The 18,790-nt window shown below is 63.5% G+C and carries 17 protein-coding genes; 11 read left to right on the forward strand and 6 right to left on the reverse strand.

Annotated elements, in window-relative coordinates:
• Positions 1 to 87 precede the first annotated feature (87 nt).
• The 3 genes from CR152_RS08310 to CR152_RS32765 all read right to left on the reverse strand — a co-directional run bounded on the left by CR152_RS08310 (position 88) and on the right by CR152_RS32765 (position 2,549).
• On the reverse strand, positions 88 to 1,083 hold the full coding sequence (locus tag CR152_RS08310; RefSeq protein WP_099874495.1) for a BMP family lipoprotein: 996 nt from the start codon (positions 1,081 to 1,083) through the stop codon (positions 88 to 90).
• A 79-nt stretch (positions 1,084 to 1,162) separates the two neighbouring features.
• Entirely contained in the window at positions 1,163 to 2,242 is a 1,080-nt protein-coding gene (gene tal, locus CR152_RS08315; RefSeq protein WP_099874496.1) for a transaldolase, read from the reverse strand.
• A gap of 55 nt (positions 2,243 to 2,297) precedes the next feature.
• On the reverse strand, positions 2,298 to 2,549 hold the full coding sequence (locus CR152_RS32765; protein WP_157778387.1) for a hypothetical protein: 252 nt from the start codon (positions 2,547 to 2,549) through the stop codon (positions 2,298 to 2,300).
• Between the two features lie 169 nt (positions 2,550 to 2,718).
• Here CR152_RS32765 and CR152_RS08320 point away from each other — a divergent pair, with 169 nt between their 5' ends.
• The 5 genes from CR152_RS08320 (at position 2,719) to pcp (ending at position 7,959) form a co-directional block, all read left to right on the forward strand.
• Positions 2,719 to 5,010 (forward strand): TonB-dependent receptor, encoded by a 2,292-nt coding sequence (locus CR152_RS08320; RefSeq protein WP_229413312.1) that lies wholly within the window; start codon positions 2,719 to 2,721, stop codon positions 5,008 to 5,010.
• A gap of 71 nt (positions 5,011 to 5,081) precedes the next feature.
• On the forward strand, positions 5,082 to 5,606 hold the full coding sequence (locus CR152_RS08325) for a hypothetical protein (RefSeq protein ID WP_157778388.1): 525 nt from the start codon (positions 5,082 to 5,084) through the stop codon (positions 5,604 to 5,606).
• A 63-nt stretch (positions 5,607 to 5,669) separates the two neighbouring features.
• A complete protein-coding gene (locus CR152_RS08330; protein ID WP_099874498.1) occupies positions 5,670 to 6,362 on the forward strand; it encodes a DUF969 domain-containing protein in 693 nt (230 codons plus the stop codon).
• Complete coding sequence (locus tag CR152_RS08335; RefSeq protein ID WP_099874499.1) at positions 6,359 to 7,318, forward strand: DUF979 domain-containing protein; 960 nt, start codon at positions 6,359 to 6,361, stop codon at positions 7,316 to 7,318. The genes CR152_RS08330 and CR152_RS08335 overlap by 4 nt, the downstream gene beginning before the upstream one ends.
• Positions 7,315 to 7,959, forward strand: a complete 645-nt coding sequence (pcp, locus tag CR152_RS08340; protein ID WP_099874500.1) for a pyroglutamyl-peptidase I — start codon at positions 7,315 to 7,317, stop codon at positions 7,957 to 7,959. Before CR152_RS08335 ends, pcp begins: the two co-directional genes overlap by 4 nt.
• Here pcp and CR152_RS08345 read toward each other — a convergent pair.
• From CR152_RS08345 to CR152_RS08355, 3 genes are read right to left on the reverse strand one after another with little or no spacing between them, the layout of a single operon-like run.
• On the reverse strand, positions 7,956 to 8,855 hold the full coding sequence (locus CR152_RS08345) for a LysR family transcriptional regulator (protein ID WP_099874501.1): 900 nt from the start codon (positions 8,853 to 8,855) through the stop codon (positions 7,956 to 7,958). The genes pcp and CR152_RS08345 overlap by 4 nt on opposite strands.
• Before the next feature lie 18 nt (positions 8,856 to 8,873).
• Positions 8,874 to 9,803, reverse strand: a complete 930-nt coding sequence (locus tag CR152_RS08350) for a pseudouridine-5'-phosphate glycosidase (protein ID WP_099874502.1) — start codon at positions 9,801 to 9,803, stop codon at positions 8,874 to 8,876.
• Between the two features lie 2 nt (positions 9,804 to 9,805).
• Positions 9,806 to 10,951, reverse strand: a complete 1,146-nt coding sequence (locus CR152_RS08355; protein ID WP_099874503.1) for a carbohydrate kinase — start codon at positions 10,949 to 10,951, stop codon at positions 9,806 to 9,808.
• 286 nt (positions 10,952 to 11,237) lie between these two features.
• Between CR152_RS08355 and xapA the strand changes: the two genes are divergently transcribed.
• From xapA to CR152_RS08385, 6 genes are all read left to right on the forward strand, one after another.
• Positions 11,238 to 12,080: a xanthosine phosphorylase gene (gene xapA / locus CR152_RS08360; protein WP_054266513.1), complete on the forward strand. Its 843-nt coding sequence runs from the start codon at positions 11,238 to 11,240 to the stop codon at positions 12,078 to 12,080.
• Positions 12,081 to 12,258: 178 nt separating this feature from the next.
• On the forward strand, positions 12,259 to 13,452 hold the full coding sequence (locus CR152_RS08365) for a phosphopentomutase (RefSeq protein ID WP_099874504.1): 1,194 nt from the start codon (positions 12,259 to 12,261) through the stop codon (positions 13,450 to 13,452).
• Positions 13,449 to 14,405, forward strand: a complete 957-nt coding sequence (gene deoC / locus CR152_RS08370; protein ID WP_099874505.1) for a deoxyribose-phosphate aldolase — start codon at positions 13,449 to 13,451, stop codon at positions 14,403 to 14,405. The genes CR152_RS08365 and deoC overlap by 4 nt, the downstream gene beginning before the upstream one ends.
• A gap of 17 nt (positions 14,406 to 14,422) precedes the next feature.
• Positions 14,423 to 16,801 carry an aldehyde dehydrogenase family protein gene (locus CR152_RS08375; RefSeq protein ID WP_370663809.1) on the forward strand — a complete coding sequence of 793 codons (2,379 nt, stop codon included), beginning with the start codon at positions 14,423 to 14,425 and terminating at the stop codon, positions 16,799 to 16,801.
• Positions 16,802 to 16,937: 136 nt separating this feature from the next.
• On the forward strand, positions 16,938 to 18,260 hold the full coding sequence (gene deoA, locus CR152_RS08380) for a thymidine phosphorylase (RefSeq protein WP_099874507.1): 1,323 nt from the start codon (positions 16,938 to 16,940) through the stop codon (positions 18,258 to 18,260).
• 123 nt (positions 18,261 to 18,383) lie between these two features.
• On the forward strand, positions 18,384 to 18,788 hold the full coding sequence (locus CR152_RS08385; protein WP_099874508.1) for a cytidine deaminase: 405 nt from the start codon (positions 18,384 to 18,386) through the stop codon (positions 18,786 to 18,788).
• Positions 18,789 to 18,790: the final 2 nt, after the last annotated feature.

Below are 18,790 nucleotides of genomic sequence, written 5' to 3' on the forward strand. Positions count from 1 at the left end.
TGGTGAGTAGTAAAGGTAAATGAGTTCAAAAGCGCGCCGGGCCGATCAAAACCGGCGCGGCGCGCTTTTCTGGAGTGCGGGGAGAATCTAGACCGGGCAGCTGCTGCCAACGCGGTAGTCGACCACTTTGACCTTGCCGCTGATGATATTGGCCTTCGCTTCGTTGACCTTTTTTTCGATCTCCGGCGTGACGACCGCGCGGTTATCCTTGTCCAGCGCCCAATCGACGCCGCCTTCTTTCAGGCCCCTGTAGGTGACGCCGGCTTTCCAGGTGCCGTTCTTCATCTGCATGAACGAATCGTAGATGGCCAGGTCGACCCGCTTGACCATGGAGGTCAGCATGGTGCCCGGATGGAGGTAGTTCTGGTTCGAGTCGACGCCGATGGCCAGCTTGCCTTTTTCCTTGGCCGTCTGCAGGGTGCCCATGCCGCTGCCGCCGGCAACGGCGAACACCACGTCCACGCCGCGGTCGAACTGCGCGCGCGCCAGCTCACCGCCCTTGGCCGGGTCGTTCCAGGCCGCGCTGGTGGTGCCGACCATGTTCTGCATCGTCTCGATTTTCGCGTTGGTCGCTTTCGCGCCCTGGGCGTAGCCGCAGGCGAAGGTGCGGATCAGCGGAATGTCCATGCCGCCGACAAAACCGATTTTCTTCGACTTCGATGCAAGGGCGGCGGCCACGCCGACCAGGTACGAGCCTTCTTCTTCCTTGAACAGGATCGAGTTGACGTTGTTACCCTTGGCCACAGCGTCGATCAGCACGAAGCGCACGTTGGGGAATTCCTGCGCGACCTTCTGCACGGCCTGGGTCTGCGAGAAGCCGACGGCGGCGATCAGGTCCAGCTTCTTGCGCGCCAGGCCGCGCAGCACTTGTTCGGCCTGGGTATCGCTGCTGGCCTGCACCTCGATGTATTTGATGTTGGTCTCTTTTTTGAAGCGCTCGGCGCCTTCAAACGCGGACTGGTTGAACGACTTGTCGAACTTCCCGCCGGCGTCGTACACGATGCCCAGTTTTGGGTCGGCAGCCGTGGCGCTCGCCGCGACGCACAGCGCCGCGATCGTGATACTAAGTTGCTTAAATTTCATGAGTTCACTCCTGGAAAGCGATATTGTACCCGGCACACCGGCTGCGATGGGGCGAAAGGAATGCGTAAGCTTAACGACACTAAGCAAGCAAAGCCAGCAAATTGGCGTGTGCTTGCTCGAATTGTGTCAGGCCGGAGCGCAAGAGGTCGTTACCAATTGTATCGAGTCCGATGCCGTGCCGGCCCAGTTGCGTCAATACGGCGCGCGCGCCGTCGACATCGTCGACCAGCGACAGGCGCGCTTCGCCATGGTCGCGGAAGGCGGCCAGGGTCGCATCGGGCACGGTGTTCACGGTCGCTTCGCCGATCAGTTCTTCCACGTAGGTGACGTCGCGCATGGCCGGGTTTTTCACGCCGGTGCTGGCCCACAGCAGCCATTGCGGGGTGGCGCCGAAGGCGGTGAAGATGGCAAAGCCGCTGTCGTTCTGGAACTCGTGGTAGGCCACGCGCGCGGCGGCGATGGCCGCCTTGCCGCGCAGGGCATCGGCGGCCGGCGGCAGCAGTGCATCGACGGCGGCATCGACGCGGCTGATAAAGACGCTGGCCACGCTGGCGATGCGCTGCACCGACAGCATCGCTTCCAGCCTGCGCGCCAGGCCACGGCGGTGCGCCGCGCGCACGGCGGCCAGCTGGGTGGCGCTGAAAATGAGGGTGACGTTGACGTTGATGCCGGCGTAGATCACTTCTTCGACTGCGGCGATGCCCGCTTCGGTCGCGGGGATCTTGATCATCGCGTTGGGCCGGTCGATCGCGGCCCACAGGCGGCGCGCATCAAGCACGGTGCCGGCGGCATCGTGCGCCAGGCGCGGCGCGACTTCGAAGCTGACAAACCCCGCATGGCCGTCGCTGTCGGCGTACAGGGGCGCGAACAGGTCGCACGCGGCCTGCACGTCGGGCAGGACCAGCGCTTCGAAGCGCGCTTCCGGGTCAAGGTGGGCCAGGCGCAAAGCCGGCAGCGCGGCCTGATAGGCGGCGTCGTTGCGGATCGCGTTATAGAAGATGGATGGATTTGAGGTCACGCCCTGGATGCCGTCGTCGGCGATCCAGCGCGCCAGTTCGCCCGAGGCGACCAGCTCGCGGCTGAGGTTATCGAGCCAGATTTGCTGGCCCAGGCCGGCTACGGCCTTGAGGCGGCTGGCGGATGCACTAATTTGGTTCATGGCAACTTTCCTGGCGGGCTATGTCGTATTGTTGCAACAACTCATGTGGCGAAAATCACGCGTCTTTACGTGTTGAACTTTGCTCGTCCAGGCCCGGTGCGAGGTGGGCCGTGTCGTCGCCATGTTCGCTACGCCCGGGAGTGCGTAAGGCTAGGGAATATTGCGCCGCGCCATATGGCACAGGTACAGCTTTAGAACTATGCATCACCGTTAATATGTATGGCAAATACGATTTTGCTTCGTCATTTATATGATCGAAATATAAATGAAAACGTAATTCCCATGATTTCGGGTCAATTCTTTTCATGCTAGGATGCCCAAGCACTATCAAGATACAGACGGAAGCGTAGTCACAGCGGGGCGATGAAGGCTGTTTTGTGCGCTGCAAGGCGTGCGGCGGCGCACGTTGCCGGAGCGGGGTGCGAACCGGAACGCAGGATTCATGAGATGGTTAATCGATCTAAGGGATTACTTAAATGACAATAAAAAGCAAGCAGTTCGCCACCCGTTCGCTGATCGCCCTGGCCGTTGCCAGCGCCTTTCCGGTGCACGCCGCGATGGCCCAGGACAAGCTAGCCGAAGAAGCCAAGCCACAGGCCGGCCAGCTGGAAACCGTGATCGTGACCGCGCAGCGCCGTTCCGAGAACATCAAGGACGTGCCGATGGCGATCACCACGCTCAAGGGTGAAAAACTCGACGTGCTCACCGCCGGCGGCCAGGACATCCGCTTCCTGTCGGGCCGTTCGCCCAGCCTGAACGTCGAATCCGACTATGGCCGTTCGTTCCCGCGCTTTTACATCCGCGGCCAGGGTAATACCGATTTCGATCTGAACGCATCGCAGCCAGTTGGCCTGGTGGTCGACGACATCGTGCAGGAAAGCCCGATGTTGAAAGGCTTCCCGGTGTTCGACGTCGACCAGGTCGAAGTGCTGCGCGGCCCACAGGGCACGCTGTTTGGCCGTAATTCCCCGGCCGGCGTGATCAAGTTCGACTCGGCCAAGCCGCAGATCGGCAAGTCCGACGGCTATGCCACGGTCGGCATCGGCAACTACCGCGCCCGCAATTTTGAAGGCGCGATCAATCTGCCAATCAGCGATACCGTCGCCGCGCGCGTATCGGCGCAGTCGCAGAACCGCGGCGACCGCGTACATAACAACCGTCCGGGCAACGGCACCAAGGATTTCGAGGGTTACCACGACGATGCGCTGCGCCTGCAAGTGCTGGTCAAACCGACCAGTAACTTCAGCGCCCTGTTCAACGTGCACGCGCGCGACATGGATGGCAGCGCCACCCTGTTCCGCGCGAATATCCTCAAGAAGGGCAGCAATGAACTGGTCGACGGCTTCCAGTACGGCCGCTACGACAGCGACGGCGTGAATGAACAGCGCCTCTCGACCGAAGGCGCCAGCATGCGCCTGCGCCTGGACCTCTCCGGCGTCACGCTGCACTCGATCACGGGTTACGAATCGGCCGACTTCTACAGCCGCGCCGATGTCGACGGCGGCTATGGCGCCGTGTACGCGCAGCCGATGGGCCCGAGCTACGCCAACCAGGCCGCGTTCATCCCGTTCGTGGTCGAAACGGCGGACGTGCTGCCGAAGCACCGCCAGTTCACCCAGGAGTTCCGCGCGGAGTCGGTCAACACCGGTCCGCTGCAGTGGATCGCCGGCCTGTTCTACTTCAACGAAGACATCCAGATCGACAGCATCAGCTTCGACTCGCTGGCGCCGGGTAATCCGCAGAACCCGTTCTTCGCGACCCAGTACCAGGACACCAAATCGTGGGCCGCCTTCGGTTCACTGAACTACACCGTGTCCGACAAGTTCAAGCTGCGTGGCGGTCTGCGCTACACCAACGACAAGAAGAACTTCGCCGCCCGGCGCGTCGAGTTGACCACCGCGGGTCCTTTCGGGATCAGCAACGAGTCGACCAACGTGAGCTGGGATATGTCCGGCACCTACGCGCTCAGCGCCGACAGCAATCTGTTCGCCCGCGTGGCCACCGGCTATCGCGCACCGAGCATGCAGGGTCGTTTGAACGGCCTGGCCGATCGTCCATCGTTCGCCGAAGCTGAAAAGGCGCTGTCGTACGAAGCCGGTATCAAGCAGGACCTGTTCAATCGCCGCGCGCGCCTGTCGGCCAGCGTGTTCCAGTACCGCGTCAAGGACAAGCAGCTGACCGCCGGTTCGGGCCAGATCAACATGAACCAGTTGATCAACGCCGACCGCGTGACCGGCCAGGGCGTGGAACTGGACTTCCAGGCCAACCTGTCGGACGCACTGCGCATGACCCTGGGCGGCAGCTTCAACGACACCGAGATCAAGGACTCCAAGCTGTTCGTCCAGACCTGCGGCAACGAGCCAAATACCAAGGGTCTGAACGGCTGCACGCCAACCGGCGTGGCGGGTCCTTTCGCGTACACGCAGAAACTGAACGGCAACCCGCTGCCGCGCGCACCTAAGTGGCAAGGCAACTTCACGCTGCGTTACAGCGTGCCGGTGGGCGATGCCGAGTTCTTTGCCTACACCGACTGGGCGTATCGCAGCACCTACAATATGTTCCTGTACGAAGCCAAGGAATACAAAGCCAAGTCGCTGGTCGAAGGCGGCCTGCGCATGGGCTACAAGTGGGATAACTACGAAGTGGCAGCCTTCGCGCGCAACATCACCGACAAAGTGCAGTCGGTCGGCGCGATCGACTTCGACAACCTGACCGGCATGGTCAACGAGCCGCGCAGCTTTGGCGTGCAGCTCAAGGCGACGTTCTAATCTCCGTCCTGATGCCGTACCGGGCCCCTCACATCGCAAGATGTGCGGGGCCCGTTTTTTTTGGGAAAACCATGAAGCCACTCTATTCCATGATCGCTGGCGCAGCATTGTGCGCTCTGTGCTCCTTCGCTTCGGCGCAGGCAAAGAAAGATGAAATGTGCGACGTGATCGACAGCTTTGCCGATGGCATCGCGGTCGACGAAAAGCGCTCGATGGAACTGGAGACGCAGTGGGGTGGCAACGCGGTCGGCGAAACGCATTCGATGGAAGTGGCGACGCAGAACAGTGACACCATCGTCCTGGCGTCGAAGAGCTGCAAGCCCTCTGCCATGGACGAGAAAGGCCGGGTGATCTGCCAATGGATGATGAAGAACACCTCGATGGAATTCATGGGCCATAACATCTCGCGCGTCATCGCCTGCGTGACCAAGGGCCCGAAGTTGATCCGCAAAGACGTACACGTAGACTCGCTGTCCGGAGAACTCACAGTGTATGGGCGGCAGGCCGACATTAACGTCAAGTACCAGTTCAATTCCCGTTACGACAAGCGCAATTTCGTCGCTATCCGCATCACAGGTGCGGAGCCCGAAGAATAATAGGGCGCGACGCCGGTATCGGGTAAGATTCCCCGGCCCCCTGACGGGTCTACCGGAGAATCCATGCAAACAGCAGTGAACCTGTGGCCGCTCATCGGCGTCGCCGTCATCATTGTCGGCTTCGTGCTGCGCGTGCATCCTGTGCTGGTCGTTGTCGCCGCATGCGGCGCCACCGGCCTGGCCGTGTCGATGCCGGTCGAAACGCTCCTCGCCTCGCTCGGCACCGCCTTCATCAAAACACGCAACCTGCCGATGATCCTGCTGCTGCCGCTGGCCGCCATCGGCCTGCTCGAACGCTTCGGCCTCAAGGAGCATGCGCAAGCGAGCATCGCCAAGATCAAATCGGCCACCACCGGCCGCCTGCTGATCGTTTACCTGTTCGTGCGCGAAGTGTCGGCCGCATTCGGCCTGACCAGCCTTGGCGGCCACCCGTCGATGGTGCGTCCGCTGGTCGCGCCCATGGCCGAAGCGGCCGCCGAAACGCGCAACGGCACCATCAGCGACAAGCTGCGCTACCGCATCCGCGCCATGTCGGCCGCCACCGACAACATCGGCCTGTTCTTCGGCGAAGATGTCTTCGTCGCCTTCGGCGCCATCGTCCTGATGCAGACCATCCTCGCGGCCGAAGGCATTCCGGTCAATCCGCTGCACATGGCGATGTGGGGCATTCCCACCGCGATCACCGCCTTCATCATCCACGCGTGGCGCCTGCACCGCTTCGATGCCGAGATTGCGCGCGACGGAGCCGGCAAATGATCATCCTGCTTGACTATTTCTACCTGGCGCTCGGCGCCATGCTGGCCGCTTCCGCCGTCATGTCCCTGCGCGACAAGGATAATCCGCGCCGCTATTCGAGCGCCTTGTTCTGGGCCCTGTACGCCGCCGTCTACCTCGTTGGCGAACGCCTGCCGCCAGCGATTGTCGGCGTGATCATGATCGTGATGGCCCTGATCGCCGGCTGCGGCGGCGTCACCCTGGGCAAATACGGCGTGCGCACGACCGAGGAAAAGACATCCAGCGCGCGCCGCCTCGGCCACCTGCTGTTCATCCCCGCATTGATCATCCCGGTGGTGACCATGATCGGCTCGACCCTGCTCAAGGACGTTCACATCGGCGGCCTGCTGCTGCTCGAAACGAAGCACCTGACGCTGGTCAGCCTCGGTTGTGCTTCGGTGCTGGCGGTCGGCGCGGCTTGCTGGCTGACGCGCTCCACGCCGGTGCAGGGCATGCGCGAATGGCGCCGCCTGGTCGACGCGGTCGGCTGGGCGGTGGTGCTGCCGCACATGCTGGCCGTCCTGGGGCTGCTGTTCGCCGAAGCGGGCGTCGGCAAGGCGGTCGCGCACATCACCACCTCGTACATCAACATGGATTCGCGTTTCGTGGCGGTGGTAGTGTTCTGCGTCGGCATGGCGCTGTTCACGATCATCATGGGTAACGGCTTCGCTGCGTTTCCCGTGATGGCCGGCGGCGTCGGCATTCCGATCCTGATCGGCCAGTACGGCGCCAACCCTGCGGTGATGGCCGCCATCGGCATGTTCAGCGCCTATTGCGGCACCCTGATGACACCCATGGCCGCCAACTTCAACGTGGTGCCGGTGGTGCTGCTCGAACTGCCCGACAAGCACGCGGTGATCAAGGCGCAGATACCGACCGCGCTGCCGCTGCTGGTGGCAAATATCTTCCTGCTGTATTTTTTGATGGACCAGAAATGACCAGAACAGTACTGCTGACCGGCTTCGAGCGGTTCAATAAAGAGACGATCAATCCGGCATGGGAGGCGGTGCGCTCGCTGGCCGGCCACGAGGGCAACGGCTATCGCATTGAAGTGCGCCAGCTCCCGTGCGTGTTCGGCGCCGCGGGCGAGGTGCTGCGCGCGGCGATCGACGAGGTGCGGCCCGCGGTGGTGATCGCGCTCGGGCAGGCCGGGGGCAGGGTGGACCTGTCGGTGGAACGCATCGCCATCAATATCGACGACGCCCCGATTCCCGACAACGCCCAGTGCCAGCTCGTCGACCGGCCGGTTGTGGAGGGTGGACCGGCGGCGTATTTTTCGACCCTGCCGATCAAGGCTATCGTCGCAGGTTTGCGCGAGGCCGGCTTGCCGGCGTCCGTGTCGCAGACAGCGGGCACCTTCGTGTGCAATCACGTTTTTTACAGCCTGATGCACCAGACGGCGGGCCAGGATGTACGGGCAGGCTTCATTCACATTCCCTACCTGCCGCAGCAGGCTTCGGCGCACCCCGGGGCGCCCAGCATGGCACTGGCCGACGTGGTGCGGGGGGTGACGATTGCGCTGGAAGTGGCGCTGGCCGTACGCGACGATGTGTGCGAGGCCGGCGGCGCGGTTTTCTAGGTGCTGGGATTGAGGATGTTCAGGAACGCCCGCACCACCGGCGCATCGTCGAGCGTGGTGTAGGTGATGTACAGATTGGCCGATGGCGGATTGGTCTTGATCGGCAAGAAGATTACGCCCGGCCAGCCGATGCGGCTGGTCGTTTCCGGCATCAGCGCCACGCCCAGGCCCGCACCCACCATCGCCAGCAAGGTTTGCGGCTCGGACGCTTCCTGGAAAATCGCCGGCTGAAAACCGGCCTTGATGCAGCACTGGATCAGGTAGCGCGGGAAGGCCGACTTGTCCAGCGCCAGCGTGAGCATCGGCTGGTCGGCAATGTCGGTCAGCTCGATCCACGGCTGCGTGGCCAGCGGATGATGCTCGTTGACCGCCACGCACACGTTCTCGCGAAAACACAGTTCCTGGCGCAGGTTGTCGTGTTTGAGTTCATCTTCATCGAGCTTGGGCTCGCGCCAGAAACCCACGTCGATCTGCTTGGCGCGCAGCGCTTCGTACTGCACGTTCGGTCCTGACTCATGCAAGGTCCAGGTCACGCGCGGAAACTTGGTCTGGAATTCTTCGAGCAGGCTGGGAATCGGTCCCCACATGGCCGAACCGACGATGCCGACCCGCAGGCGCCCGACTTCGCCGCGGTCGATCTGGCGGATGGTGTCGATCGTCATGCGCATCTTGGCCAGCAGGTCCGACGCTTCTCCCATCAGCGCCTTGCCGGCCACCGTCAGCTCGAAGGTGCGGGTAGTGCGCGCGAACAGGCGCACGCCCAACTCGCTCTCGAGCTTCATGATCTGCTGGCTCAAGGGCGGCTGCGAAATGTGCAGCCGCTCGGCGGCGCGGCTGAAGCTCTTTTCTTCAGCCACCGCGAGGAAGTACTTGAGCTGTTTCAGGTCGATGGACATGTGGGTATGTGGGTGGAGTTAGAGCGGCTGCAGGCCTGGCAGGTTACGCATGGCTACGGCCAGCTCGGCGCCTACCTGTGCGTTGTGCTTGACCAGCGCGATGTTGGTCATCAGGCTGCGTCCTTCGGTCAGCGTCTTGATGCGGGCCAGCAGGAACGGGGTAACCAGCTTGCCCGCCACGCCGCCGTCGCGCGCTTCCTGCAATGCCTGTTCGGTGATGCCGTCGATTTCTTCCTTCTGCATCGCAAACGCTTCCGGCACAGGATTGCTGACGACGATGCCGCCATTGAGGCCGAGCTGCCATTTGGTCTGGATGAAGGATGCCTGCTCCAGCGCCGAATCGAGCTGGAAGTCGGCCTTGAAGCCGCTGTCGCGCGTGAAGAAGGCAGGGAAGGCCGGCTGGCCGACGCTGATCACCGGCACGCCGTGGGTTTCCAGGTATTCGAGCGTGAGGCCGATGTCGAGGATCGACTTGACGCCGGCGCACACCACCGCCACGTTGGTGCGGGCCAGTTCCTGCAGGTCGGCCGAGATGTCGAAGCTGGTCTCGGCACCGCGGTGCACGCCGCCGATGCCGCCGGTGACGAACACGTGGATGCCGGCCAGCTGCGCGCAGATCATGGTGGCGGCCACAGTGGTGGCGCCAAGGCGGCCTTGCGAGAGCACGTACGGCAGGTCGCGGCGGGATACTTTCATCGCGTCCGGCGACGTGGCCAGCAGTTCGAGCTGCTCGGCCACCAGGCCGATGCAGATTTTGCCTTCGATGATGGCGATCGTGGCCGGCACGGCGCCGGCGGCGCGGATCACGTGCTCGACTTCCTGCGCCATCGTGACGTTTTGCGGGTACGGCATACCGTGCGAGATGATGGTCGACTCCAGGGCGACGATCGGCTTGCCGGCGGAACGGGCGGCGGCGACTTCGGGCGAGAACAAGAGGTATTGGTGCATGGTCAGTCCTGGTAAAGTGCGTTGAACGGCTGCTGGGCGCCGGGAAGGGCGTCGGGATTCGGAATCTCGGCGAGGACTTCCGCCGTCAGGTAAGGGCATACGGTTTCTTCGCTGGCGAGCGTCATGGCAGACAGTTGCAGGCCGCGGCGACAGGCCAGCGTCATGTCGTCGCTGCCCTGGAACAGGGACCAGCATACCGCAGCGGCAAAGGCGTCGCCCGCACCGGTGACGTCGACGATGTGCGCAGGCGGCGCGTCGAGCTGGGCGATGCCGTCAGCAGTGGTGTAGACCACGCCGGTGGCGCCGCGCGTGACGATGACGTCTTGCGCGCCCTTCGCCTGCAAGCTGCGGCAGGCCGCCAGGAAGTCGGCGTCGGTCAAAAGCCGCGCGCCGATGCGGGTTTCGAGCTCGCCCTGGTTCAGAATGAGCAGGCGCAGGCCGTGCAGGTCGTCCGGCAGGTTGGCCATCTTGGGCTGAGATACCGCCACCAGCACCAGCGGCACGGCATCGCGCGCGGCGTCGTCGAGCAGGGCGCGCAGGGTGTCGCGTGGCAGGTTCAGGTCGGCCACGGTCAAGGCGCCGGCCGCGCGCTGCGGCTGGCGCGTGGCCAGAAAGGCGGGCGTGAGCGCGTCGTACAGGGCCATGTCGGCCAGCGCGAGTATCATTTCGCCGTGGTCGTCGAGTACCGCGGTGTAGGTGCCGCTGCATACGCCCGTCAGGTGCAGGGTGGCGCGGGTATCGATGCCGGTTGCCTCGGCGTGCGCCAGCAGCGCCTTGCCGGACGAATCGTCGCCGATAGCCGTGATCAGCGCCACCGGCGCCGACAGGCGCGCCAGGTTCTCGGCGATATTGCGGGCCACGCCACCGAACGATTCGTCCTGGCGCGCGGGATTCGAGGTGCCCATCTTGAGTGTGGCGAGGGAGCGCAGTTTGCGATCGAGATTGGCCGCGCCGAGGCAGACGATCGGCCGGTTATCGGGCAGCACGTAGGCGCGTCCGAGCAGGCGCCGGTCGCGGATCAGGCCTGCGATATAGCCGGCCACCGCGGAGCGCGACAAGCCCAGCACCGATGCCAGATCCTGCTGCGAGATAAAGGGATTAGCGCGGATCAATTCGTACAACTGGTCTTTTTTGGAGAGTTCGGTCACAATGAGCAATCATTAAACAATTGTTTGCGATAGTAGACAATTGTCTTAATGCTGTCAATCAATGATTGTGTCTCGCTCTCCTATAGTGTGCCTGATTGGCGGGCGGGGTCCAATCGATTCTAGCGTGTATTTATATGTTACGCGTATAAATGAGGAAGAAAAATGGTATTTGCCATACATATCCCCGATCATGCATAGTTATAATAGTTAGCGAACCCATTCTCCACGCCGCCTGCATCCTCCGCGTCGCGTGGCAGCGCCCTCCCCGAACAGATAAGGAATCCTCATGTCGAACAATACTCCCTTCGAAGCCGCCGATATCATCCGTGCCCGCAAACCTGGTTTCGAGCCGCGCGTGGCGATGATCCTCGGTTCGGGTCTCGGCGTGCTGGCCGAGCAGATGACCGATGCGGTCTCGATCGGCTTCGACGAGCTGCCTGGTTTCCCGATCAGCACCGTGCACGGTCACGCCGGCGAGCTGGTACTGGGCACCCTGGCGGGCGTGAACGTGGTGTGCATGAAGGGCCGCGGCCACTTCTACGAAGGTTACGGCATGGGCGTGATGACCAGTGCCGTGCGCACCATGAAGCTGCTCGGTTGCGAGATGCTGTTCGTGACCAACGCAGCCGGTTCGCTGCGCACCGAAGTCGATGCGGGCAGCCTGGTAGCCCTGACCGACCATATCAACTGGCTGCCTGGCACGCCGATGGTCGGCCCGAACGACGACCGTTTCGGCCCGCGCTTTTTCAGCATGGCCAATGCTTACGACAGCGACATCCGCAACGTGGTCAAGGAAACCGCCGCCGCCAAGGGCATCACGCTGCATGAAGGTGTGTTCATCGCCTACCCGGGTCCGAACTTCGAAACCGCCGCTGAAATCCGCATGATGGCCAAGCTGGGCGCCGACGTGGTGGGTATGTCGGTGGTGCCGGAAGTGGTGTCGGCGCGTCATTGCGGTTTGAAGGTGGTTGGCGTATCGGTGATTACCAACCTGGCGGAAGGCATGTCGCCGTTCCCGCTGTCGCATGAGCAGACGCTGAAATACGCGGCGATTGGCGCCAAGGATCTGGTTGCGCTGATTCCGGCGTTCCTGGAGCGCGTCGCCGCACAACCGCGCGCCGCTGCCTGATTTGTCACCGTCGCTCCCGCGTAGGCGGGAGCCCAAGTTTCCCGCTCTGCCACAGGCTACGGAACCGAACTTGGACCCCCGCTTTCGCGGGGGTGACGGTGGAAAGCAGCACTGCTTTTGGTAGTAATCAGCGCAGTCCTTTTCACCGTACCTGAACCTTTCTAAAGCGAGCGATCCCATGTCACGCGCATTTATCCTTCTGCTTGATTCCTTCGGCCTCGGCGCCACCCCTGACGCCGACAAATTCGGCGACGTCGGCGCCAACACCTTCGGCCATATCGCCAGCTGGGCAGCCGAACAAGGCAAGCCAATGCAGCTACCCAACCTCGAACGCCTCGGCCTTGCTGCCGCCGCCCACCTGGCCAGCGGCGAATGGGCCCAGGGCTTCGACCAGCGCGACGGCTTTACCGGCGCCTACGGCGCGGCGCGCGAGCGCTCGACCGGCAAGGACACCCAGAGCGGACACTGGGAAATCGCCGGCGTGCCGGTCGAATTCGACTGGGGCTACTTCCCGCGCACCGTCCCGTCGTTCCCGGCCGAACTGACCGACAAGCTGCAGGAACTGACCGGCGTGGCCGGCTACCTCGGCAACTGCCACGCGTCCGGCACCGACATCATCAACAAGCATGGCGACGAACATGTCGCCACCGGCAAAATCATCGTCTACACCTCGGGCGACTCGGTCATGCAGATCGCCGCGCACGAAGAACACTTCGGCCTCGAACGCCTGTACGCCGTGTGCGAAGCCGCGTTTGAACTGGTCAAGCCGTACAACATCGGCCGCGTGATCGCGCGTCCGTTCCTGGGCGAGAACGGCAACTACCGCCGCACCAGCAACCGCCACGACTACGCCGTTCCACCCCCAAGCGCGACCCTGCTCGACCACGTCAAGAACGAAGGCGGGGAAGTCATCGGCCTTGGTAAAATCAGCGACATTTTCGCGACCCAGGGCATCTCGCGCGTGGTCAAGGGCGTGGACAACATGGCCCTGTTCGACGCGCTGCTCAAGGTCACCGACGAAGCCGGCGACAAGTCGCTCACTTTTGTGAACTTCGTCGACTTCGACCAGGCCTTCGGCCATCGCCGCGACGTGGCCGGCTACTCGAACGCGCTGCACGAAATGGACGCGCGCCTGCCGGAGTTCATGGCCAAGCTGAAAGAGGGCGACCTGGTCGTCATCACCGCCGACCATGGCTGCGACCCAAGCTGGCCGGGCTCCGACCACACGCGCGAGCATATCCCGATGATCTTCTTCGGCCCGGGCGTCGCCCCGCGCGCGCTGCCGGTCTCGAACACGTTCTCCGATATCGGCGCCACCTTGGCCAAGCACCTCGGCGTCAAACCACTTTCCAACGGAACCGCTCTGCTATGACTCACAATTCCGCATTCAAACGCAACGAGGCGGTTGGCCTCGACCTCGGCTGGGTCAACCAGATCAAAGTGAACCGCAATGCGTCGGACCGCCGCGCGGCCAGCCTGGCCAATCGCCGCACCGTCAAAAAAGAATACCAGGCCGCGTGGCTGATCAAGGCCTTGCAGTGCATCGACCTGACGACGCTGGGCGGCGACGACACGCCGGGCCGCGTCGAGCGCCTGTGCATGAAGGCCATGCGCCCGCTGCGCACCGACCTGATGGAAGCGCTGGGCGTGTCCAATTTGACCACCGGCGCGGTGTGCGTGTATCACGAAATGATCACCCCGGCCGCCAAGATTCTGCAGGGCCGCTTGCCGATCGCCGCCGTGTCGACCGCGTTCCCGGCGGGCCTGGCCAGCATGGAAACCAAGGTGCGCGAGATTGAATTGTCGGTCGCCGCCGGCGCCACCGAAATCGATATCGTCATCACGCGCCAGCACGTCCTGATGGGTAACTGGCAGGCACTGTACGATGAAATGGTCGCTTACCGCAAAGCCTGCGGCGACGCGCACGTCAAAGCCATTCTCGCCACCGGCGACCTGCTCACGCTGGAAAACGTGGCCAAGGCTTCGTGGGTGTGCATGATGGCCGGTTCCGACTTTATCAAAACCTCGACCGGCAAGGAAGGCGTCAACGCCACCATTCCCGTGGCCCTGACGATGGTGCGCACGATCCGCGAATACCATGAGCAGTATGGCTTCCAGGTCGGCTTCAAGCCGGCTGGCGGCGTGGCAACCTCGAAGAGCGCGCTGCAGTACCTGACCCTGATGAAAGAGGAACTGGGACGCGAGTGGCTGGAGCCGCATCTGTTCCGCATCGGTGCATCGAGCCTGCTGACCGACATCGAGCGCCAGCTCGAACACTACGTCACCGGGAACTACTCGGCCAACCATCGCCACGCGCAACCATAAACATCAACGGATTCGTCATGCCAACAATCAACGAGATTCTTCAAACTATGGACTACGGCCCTGCACCCGAGAGCACCAAAGAAGCGCAAGCATGGCTGGACCAGCATGAGCGCCGTTTCGGGCTGTTCATCGATAATGCCTGGAGCGATGCCGCCGACACCTTCGCCTCGACCAATCCGGCCGATGGCAAGGAACTGGCGCAGGTAAGCCAGGCCAGTGCCGCCGACGTGGACCGCGCAGTGGAAGCGGCGCGCCGCGCCCAGCCGGGCTGGGTGGCCCTGGGCGGCCATGGCCGCGCGCGCGTGATGTACGCGCTCGCGCGCCTGCTGCAAAAGCATGCGCGCCTGTTCGCGGTCATCGAAACGCTCGACAACGGCAAGACGATTCGCGAAACGCGCGACGCGGACCTGCCGCTGGCCGCGCGCCACTTCTACCATCACGCCGGCTGGGCGCAGCTGCAATCGGAAGAATTTGCCGACTACCGCGCCGTGGGCGTGGTGGGCCAGATCGTTCCCTGGAATTTCCCGCTGCTGATGCTGGCCTGGAAAATCGCGCCAGCGCTGGCGGCCGGTAACACGGTCGTCTTCAAGCCGGCGGAATTCACTTCGCTGTCCGCGCTGTTGTTCGCCGAGATCTGCCAGCAGGCTGGCGTGCCGGCCGGCGTGGTCAACATCGTCACCGGCGACGGCCGCGTGGGCGAAGCGATCGTCAACCATGCGGGCATCGACAAGGTGGCCTTCACCGGTTCCACCGAAGTTGGCCGCATCATCCGCAAGGCTACCGCCGGCAGCGGCAAGAAACTCTCGCTCGAATTGGGCGGCAAGTCGCCGTTCATCGTGTTTGAAGATGCCGATCTCGACGCCGCCGTTGAAGGCCTGGTCGATTCGATCTGGTTCAACCAGGGCCAGGTCTGCTGCGCCGGTTCGCGCCTGCTGGTGCAGGAATCGATCGAAGAGCGCTTCCTCGCCAAGCTGCGCGCGCGCATGGACAACCTGCGTCTCGGTTCGCCGATCGAAAAGTCGGTCGATATCGGCGCGCTGGTCGATCCTGTCCAGCGCCAGCGCATCGAAGGCCTGGTCGAAGCGGCCCGCGCCGAAGGCTGCACCATTTATCAGCCGGTCTGCGAACTGCCAGCCACCGGCTCGTGGTTCCCGCCGACCCTGATTACCGGCGCATCCACCTCGGCCGGCATCGCCCAGACCGAAATTTTCGGACCTGTGCTGGTCGCAATGAGCTTCCGTACCCCGGTTGAAGCGGTCCAGCTGGCGAACAACACCGTGTACGGCCTGGCTGCCTGCGTGTGGTCCGAATCGATCAGCCTCGCGCTCGACGTGGCCCCGCAGATCAAGGCTGGCGTGGTGTGGATCAACACCGCCAACCAGTTCGACGCCGCGTGCGGCTTCGGCGGCTACCGCGAGTCCGGCTTCGGCCGCGAAGGCGGGAAGGAAGGCATGTTCGAGTACATGACGGCACTGTCGGAAGATGCGCGTCCGGCAGTACCGCTGGTGGAAGCGAAGGGCAAGGCCAAGCCGGCCGAAGCGCCGGGACCATTCGCCATCGACCGCACCGCCAAGATGTACATCGGCGGCAAGCAGGCACGCCCTGATGGCGCCTACACGCGCGCGATCACCGGCGCCAATGGCGCCTTCATCGGCGACGTCGGCGAAGGCGGCCGCAAGGATATCCGCAACGCCGTGGAAGCGGCGCACAAGGCGTCCGGCTGGGCCAAGGCAACGTCGCACAACCGTGCGCAGGTCCTGTACTACATCGCCGAGAACCTGGCGATCCGCGCTGATGAATTCGCGGCGCGCCTGGCTGCCATGACCGGTGCCAAGAACCCTGAAAAAGAAGTGCAGGCGTCGATCGAACGCCTGTTCTACTACGCGGCGTGGGCCGACAAGTACGACGGCCTGGCGCACCAGCCGCCGATGCACGGCATCACCGTGGCACTGAACGAGCCGGTTGGCGTGATCGGCATCATCTGCCCGAACGAGTCGCCGCTGCTCGGCTTCATTTCGCTGGTGGCGCCTGCGCTGGCGCTGGGCAACCGCGTGATCGCGGTGCCGTCGGAAGCGTATCCGCTGGTGGCGACCGACCTGTATCAGGTACTCGACACGTCCGACCTGCCAGGCGGCGCGCTGAACATCATTACCGGCAGCGCTGACGAACTTGCCAAGACGCTGGCATCGCACTCGGATGTGGACGCCGTGTGGCGCCACGACGGTTCGGCTGAAGGCTGCGCCGAAGTCGAACGCCTGTCGGCCGAATCGCTCAAGCGCACCTGGGTGGGCGGCGGCAAAGGGCGCGACTGGTACGACACCAAACAGGCCGGCGGTCGCGCAGTGCTGGCGCACGCGAGCCAGGTCAAGAATGTCTGGATTCCGTACGGCGTTTAATAACCCCCCTGTCGTTGCCGCGCAGGGCCAAGGCGCCCTCGCGGCAATCCAGGTTTTCTGCGCTGCACGGGCTGATCGACGAACTTGGGTTCCCGCCTTCGCGGGAACGACGATGTAACTATTTATAAGGCAGCACATGTTCTTAAATCAGGAAATCATCCGCAAAAAACGCGATGGCGGCGCTCTCTCGGCTGAAGAGATCCAGTTCTTCGTACGCGGCATCACCGACGGCAGCGTCACCGAAGGCCAGATCGCGGCACTCGCGATGGCCGTCTTCTTCAACGACATGAACATGGATGAACGCGTCGCCTTCACCCTGGCCATGCGCGATTCCGGCCAGGTTATGGAATGGCGTTCGCTCAACCTGCCGGGTCCCGTGGTCGACAAGCACTCGACCGGCGGCGTGGGCGATGTGGTGTCCCTGATGCTCGGACCGATGATTGCAGCCTGCGGCGGCTTCGTGCCGATGATCTCCGGCCGTGGCCTGGGCCACACCGGCGGCACGCTCGACAAGTTCGATTCCATTCCTGGCTACTGCACCGTGCCCGATCCGGAACTGTTCCGCACCGTCGTCAAGGACGTGGGCGTGGCCATTATCGGCCAGACCGCGCAACTGGCGCCGTCGGACAAGCGTTTCTACAGCATTCGCGACACCACCGCGACGGTGGAGTCGGTAGCGATGATCACCGGTTCGATCCTGTCGAAGAAGCTGTCGGCCGGGCTGGATGCGCTGGTGATGGACGTAAAGGTCGGCACCGGCGCCTTCATGCCGAGCTACGACAAATCGGTCGAACTGGCCGAGAGTATCGTCGCTGTAGGTAATGGCGCGGGCACCCGTACGTCGGCACTGCTGACCGAGATGAACGAGTCGCTCGGTCCCGTGGCCGGCAATGCGCTGGAAGTGCGCCTGGCGATGGATTACCTGACCGGCCGTTCGCGTCCGGCGCGCCTGCACGAAGTGACGATGGCGCTGTGCGCCGAGATGCTGGTGCTGGGCAAACTGGCCGTCAACGAAACCGACGCGCGCGCCAAGCTGCAGGCGGGGCTCGACTCCGGCGAAGCGGCCGAGCGCTTCTCGCGCATGGTGGCGGCTCTGGGCGGCCCGGCCGACCTGGTCGAGCGTCCGGATGCGTATCTGGAAAAGGCGCCGATCATCGTGCCGGTACCGGCGCTGCAGGCAGGTTTTGCGAACGCGACCGATTGCCGTGGCCTTGGCCTGGCGGTGGTCAGCCTGGGTGGCGGACGTCGCCGTCCGGAAGACGCGATCGACTTTGCGGTTGGTTTGACCGGGCTGGTGGAGTTGGGCGACGCGATTGCGGTTGGCCAGCCGCTGGCAATGGTGCACGCACGCACGCAGGCTGCGGCCGAACAGGCGGTGCGCGAGGTGCAGGCTGCGTACAAGGTTGGCGATACCAAGCCGGCTGCGAATCCGATCATTTACCGCACGATCCGTCCATAACGTCGCACCCGCGCAGGCGGGTGCCCAAGTTCGCTCTGGAGCAAATGGCTGCGGAGCCAACTTGGGTCCCCGCCTGCGCGGGGACGACGGTTTTTAAGGTGCGGGGCATTAAAAGGACCACCCATGCAATACGAAAAACTCATCACCGAAGCCACCGCAGCACGCCTGCTGGCCTACACCCCGTACTCCAACTTTCAGGTCGGCGCCGCCCTTGAATGCAAGGACGGCCGCATCTTCCGTGGCTGTAACGTCGAAAACGCCTCCTACGGCTTGTGCAACTGCGCCGAGCGCACCGCTTTTTTCAGCGCCATCGCCCACGGCTACAAACCCGGCGACTTCGCCGCGCTGGCCGTCATCGGCCAGACCGACGGCCCGATCGCACCGTGCGGCGCTTGCCGCCAGGTGATCCTGGAACTCGGTGGTAACGACCTGCCCATCGTGCTGACCAACCTGCATGGCGACATTCTCGAAACGACGGCAGCCGCCCAGCTCCCGAATGCGTTCGGCGGCCGGGACTTGAAGAAGTAAGC

The organism is Massilia violaceinigra, from assembly GCF_002752675.1.
In the GTDB taxonomy this organism is placed as follows: domain Bacteria; phylum Pseudomonadota; class Gammaproteobacteria; order Burkholderiales; family Burkholderiaceae_D; genus Telluria_A; species Telluria_A violaceinigra.

Coding starts and splice junctions, on each gene's coding strand:
- deoA (WP_099874507.1), top strand. CDS start 16,938: ATGTTCTTAAATCAGGAAATCATCCGCAAAAAACGCGATGGCGGCGCT.
- CR152_RS08365 (WP_099874504.1), top strand. CDS start 12,259: ATGTCACGCGCATTTATCCTTCTGCTTGATTCCTTCGGCCTCGGCGCC.
- CR152_RS08325 (WP_157778388.1), top strand. CDS start 5,082: ATGAAGCCACTCTATTCCATGATCGCTGGCGCAGCATTGTGCGCTCTG.
- CR152_RS08375 (WP_370663809.1), top strand. CDS start 14,423: ATGCCAACAATCAACGAGATTCTTCAAACTATGGACTACGGCCCTGCA.
- CR152_RS08385 (WP_099874508.1), top strand. CDS start 18,384: ATGCAATACGAAAAACTCATCACCGAAGCCACCGCAGCACGCCTGCTG.
- CR152_RS08345 (WP_099874501.1), bottom strand. CDS start 8,855: ATGTCCATCGACCTGAAACAGCTCAAGTACTTCCTCGCGGTGGCTGAA.
- xapA (WP_054266513.1), top strand. CDS start 11,238: ATGTCGAACAATACTCCCTTCGAAGCCGCCGATATCATCCGTGCCCGC.
- tal (WP_099874496.1), bottom strand. CDS start 2,242: ATGAACCAAATTAGTGCATCCGCCAGCCGCCTCAAGGCCGTAGCCGGC.
- CR152_RS32765 (WP_157778387.1), bottom strand. CDS start 2,549: ATGAAAAGAATTGACCCGAAATCATGGGAATTACGTTTTCATTTATAT.
- pcp (WP_099874500.1), top strand. CDS start 7,315: ATGACCAGAACAGTACTGCTGACCGGCTTCGAGCGGTTCAATAAAGAG.
- CR152_RS08320 (WP_229413312.1), top strand. CDS start 2,719: ATGACAATAAAAAGCAAGCAGTTCGCCACCCGTTCGCTGATCGCCCTG.
- CR152_RS08335 (WP_099874499.1), top strand. CDS start 6,359: ATGATCATCCTGCTTGACTATTTCTACCTGGCGCTCGGCGCCATGCTG.
- CR152_RS08310 (WP_099874495.1), bottom strand. CDS start 1,083: ATGAAATTTAAGCAACTTAGTATCACGATCGCGGCGCTGTGCGTCGCG.
- CR152_RS08330 (WP_099874498.1), top strand. CDS start 5,670: ATGCAAACAGCAGTGAACCTGTGGCCGCTCATCGGCGTCGCCGTCATC.
- deoC (WP_099874505.1), top strand. CDS start 13,449: ATGACTCACAATTCCGCATTCAAACGCAACGAGGCGGTTGGCCTCGAC.
- CR152_RS08350 (WP_099874502.1), bottom strand. CDS start 9,803: ATGCACCAATACCTCTTGTTCTCGCCCGAAGTCGCCGCCGCCCGTTCC.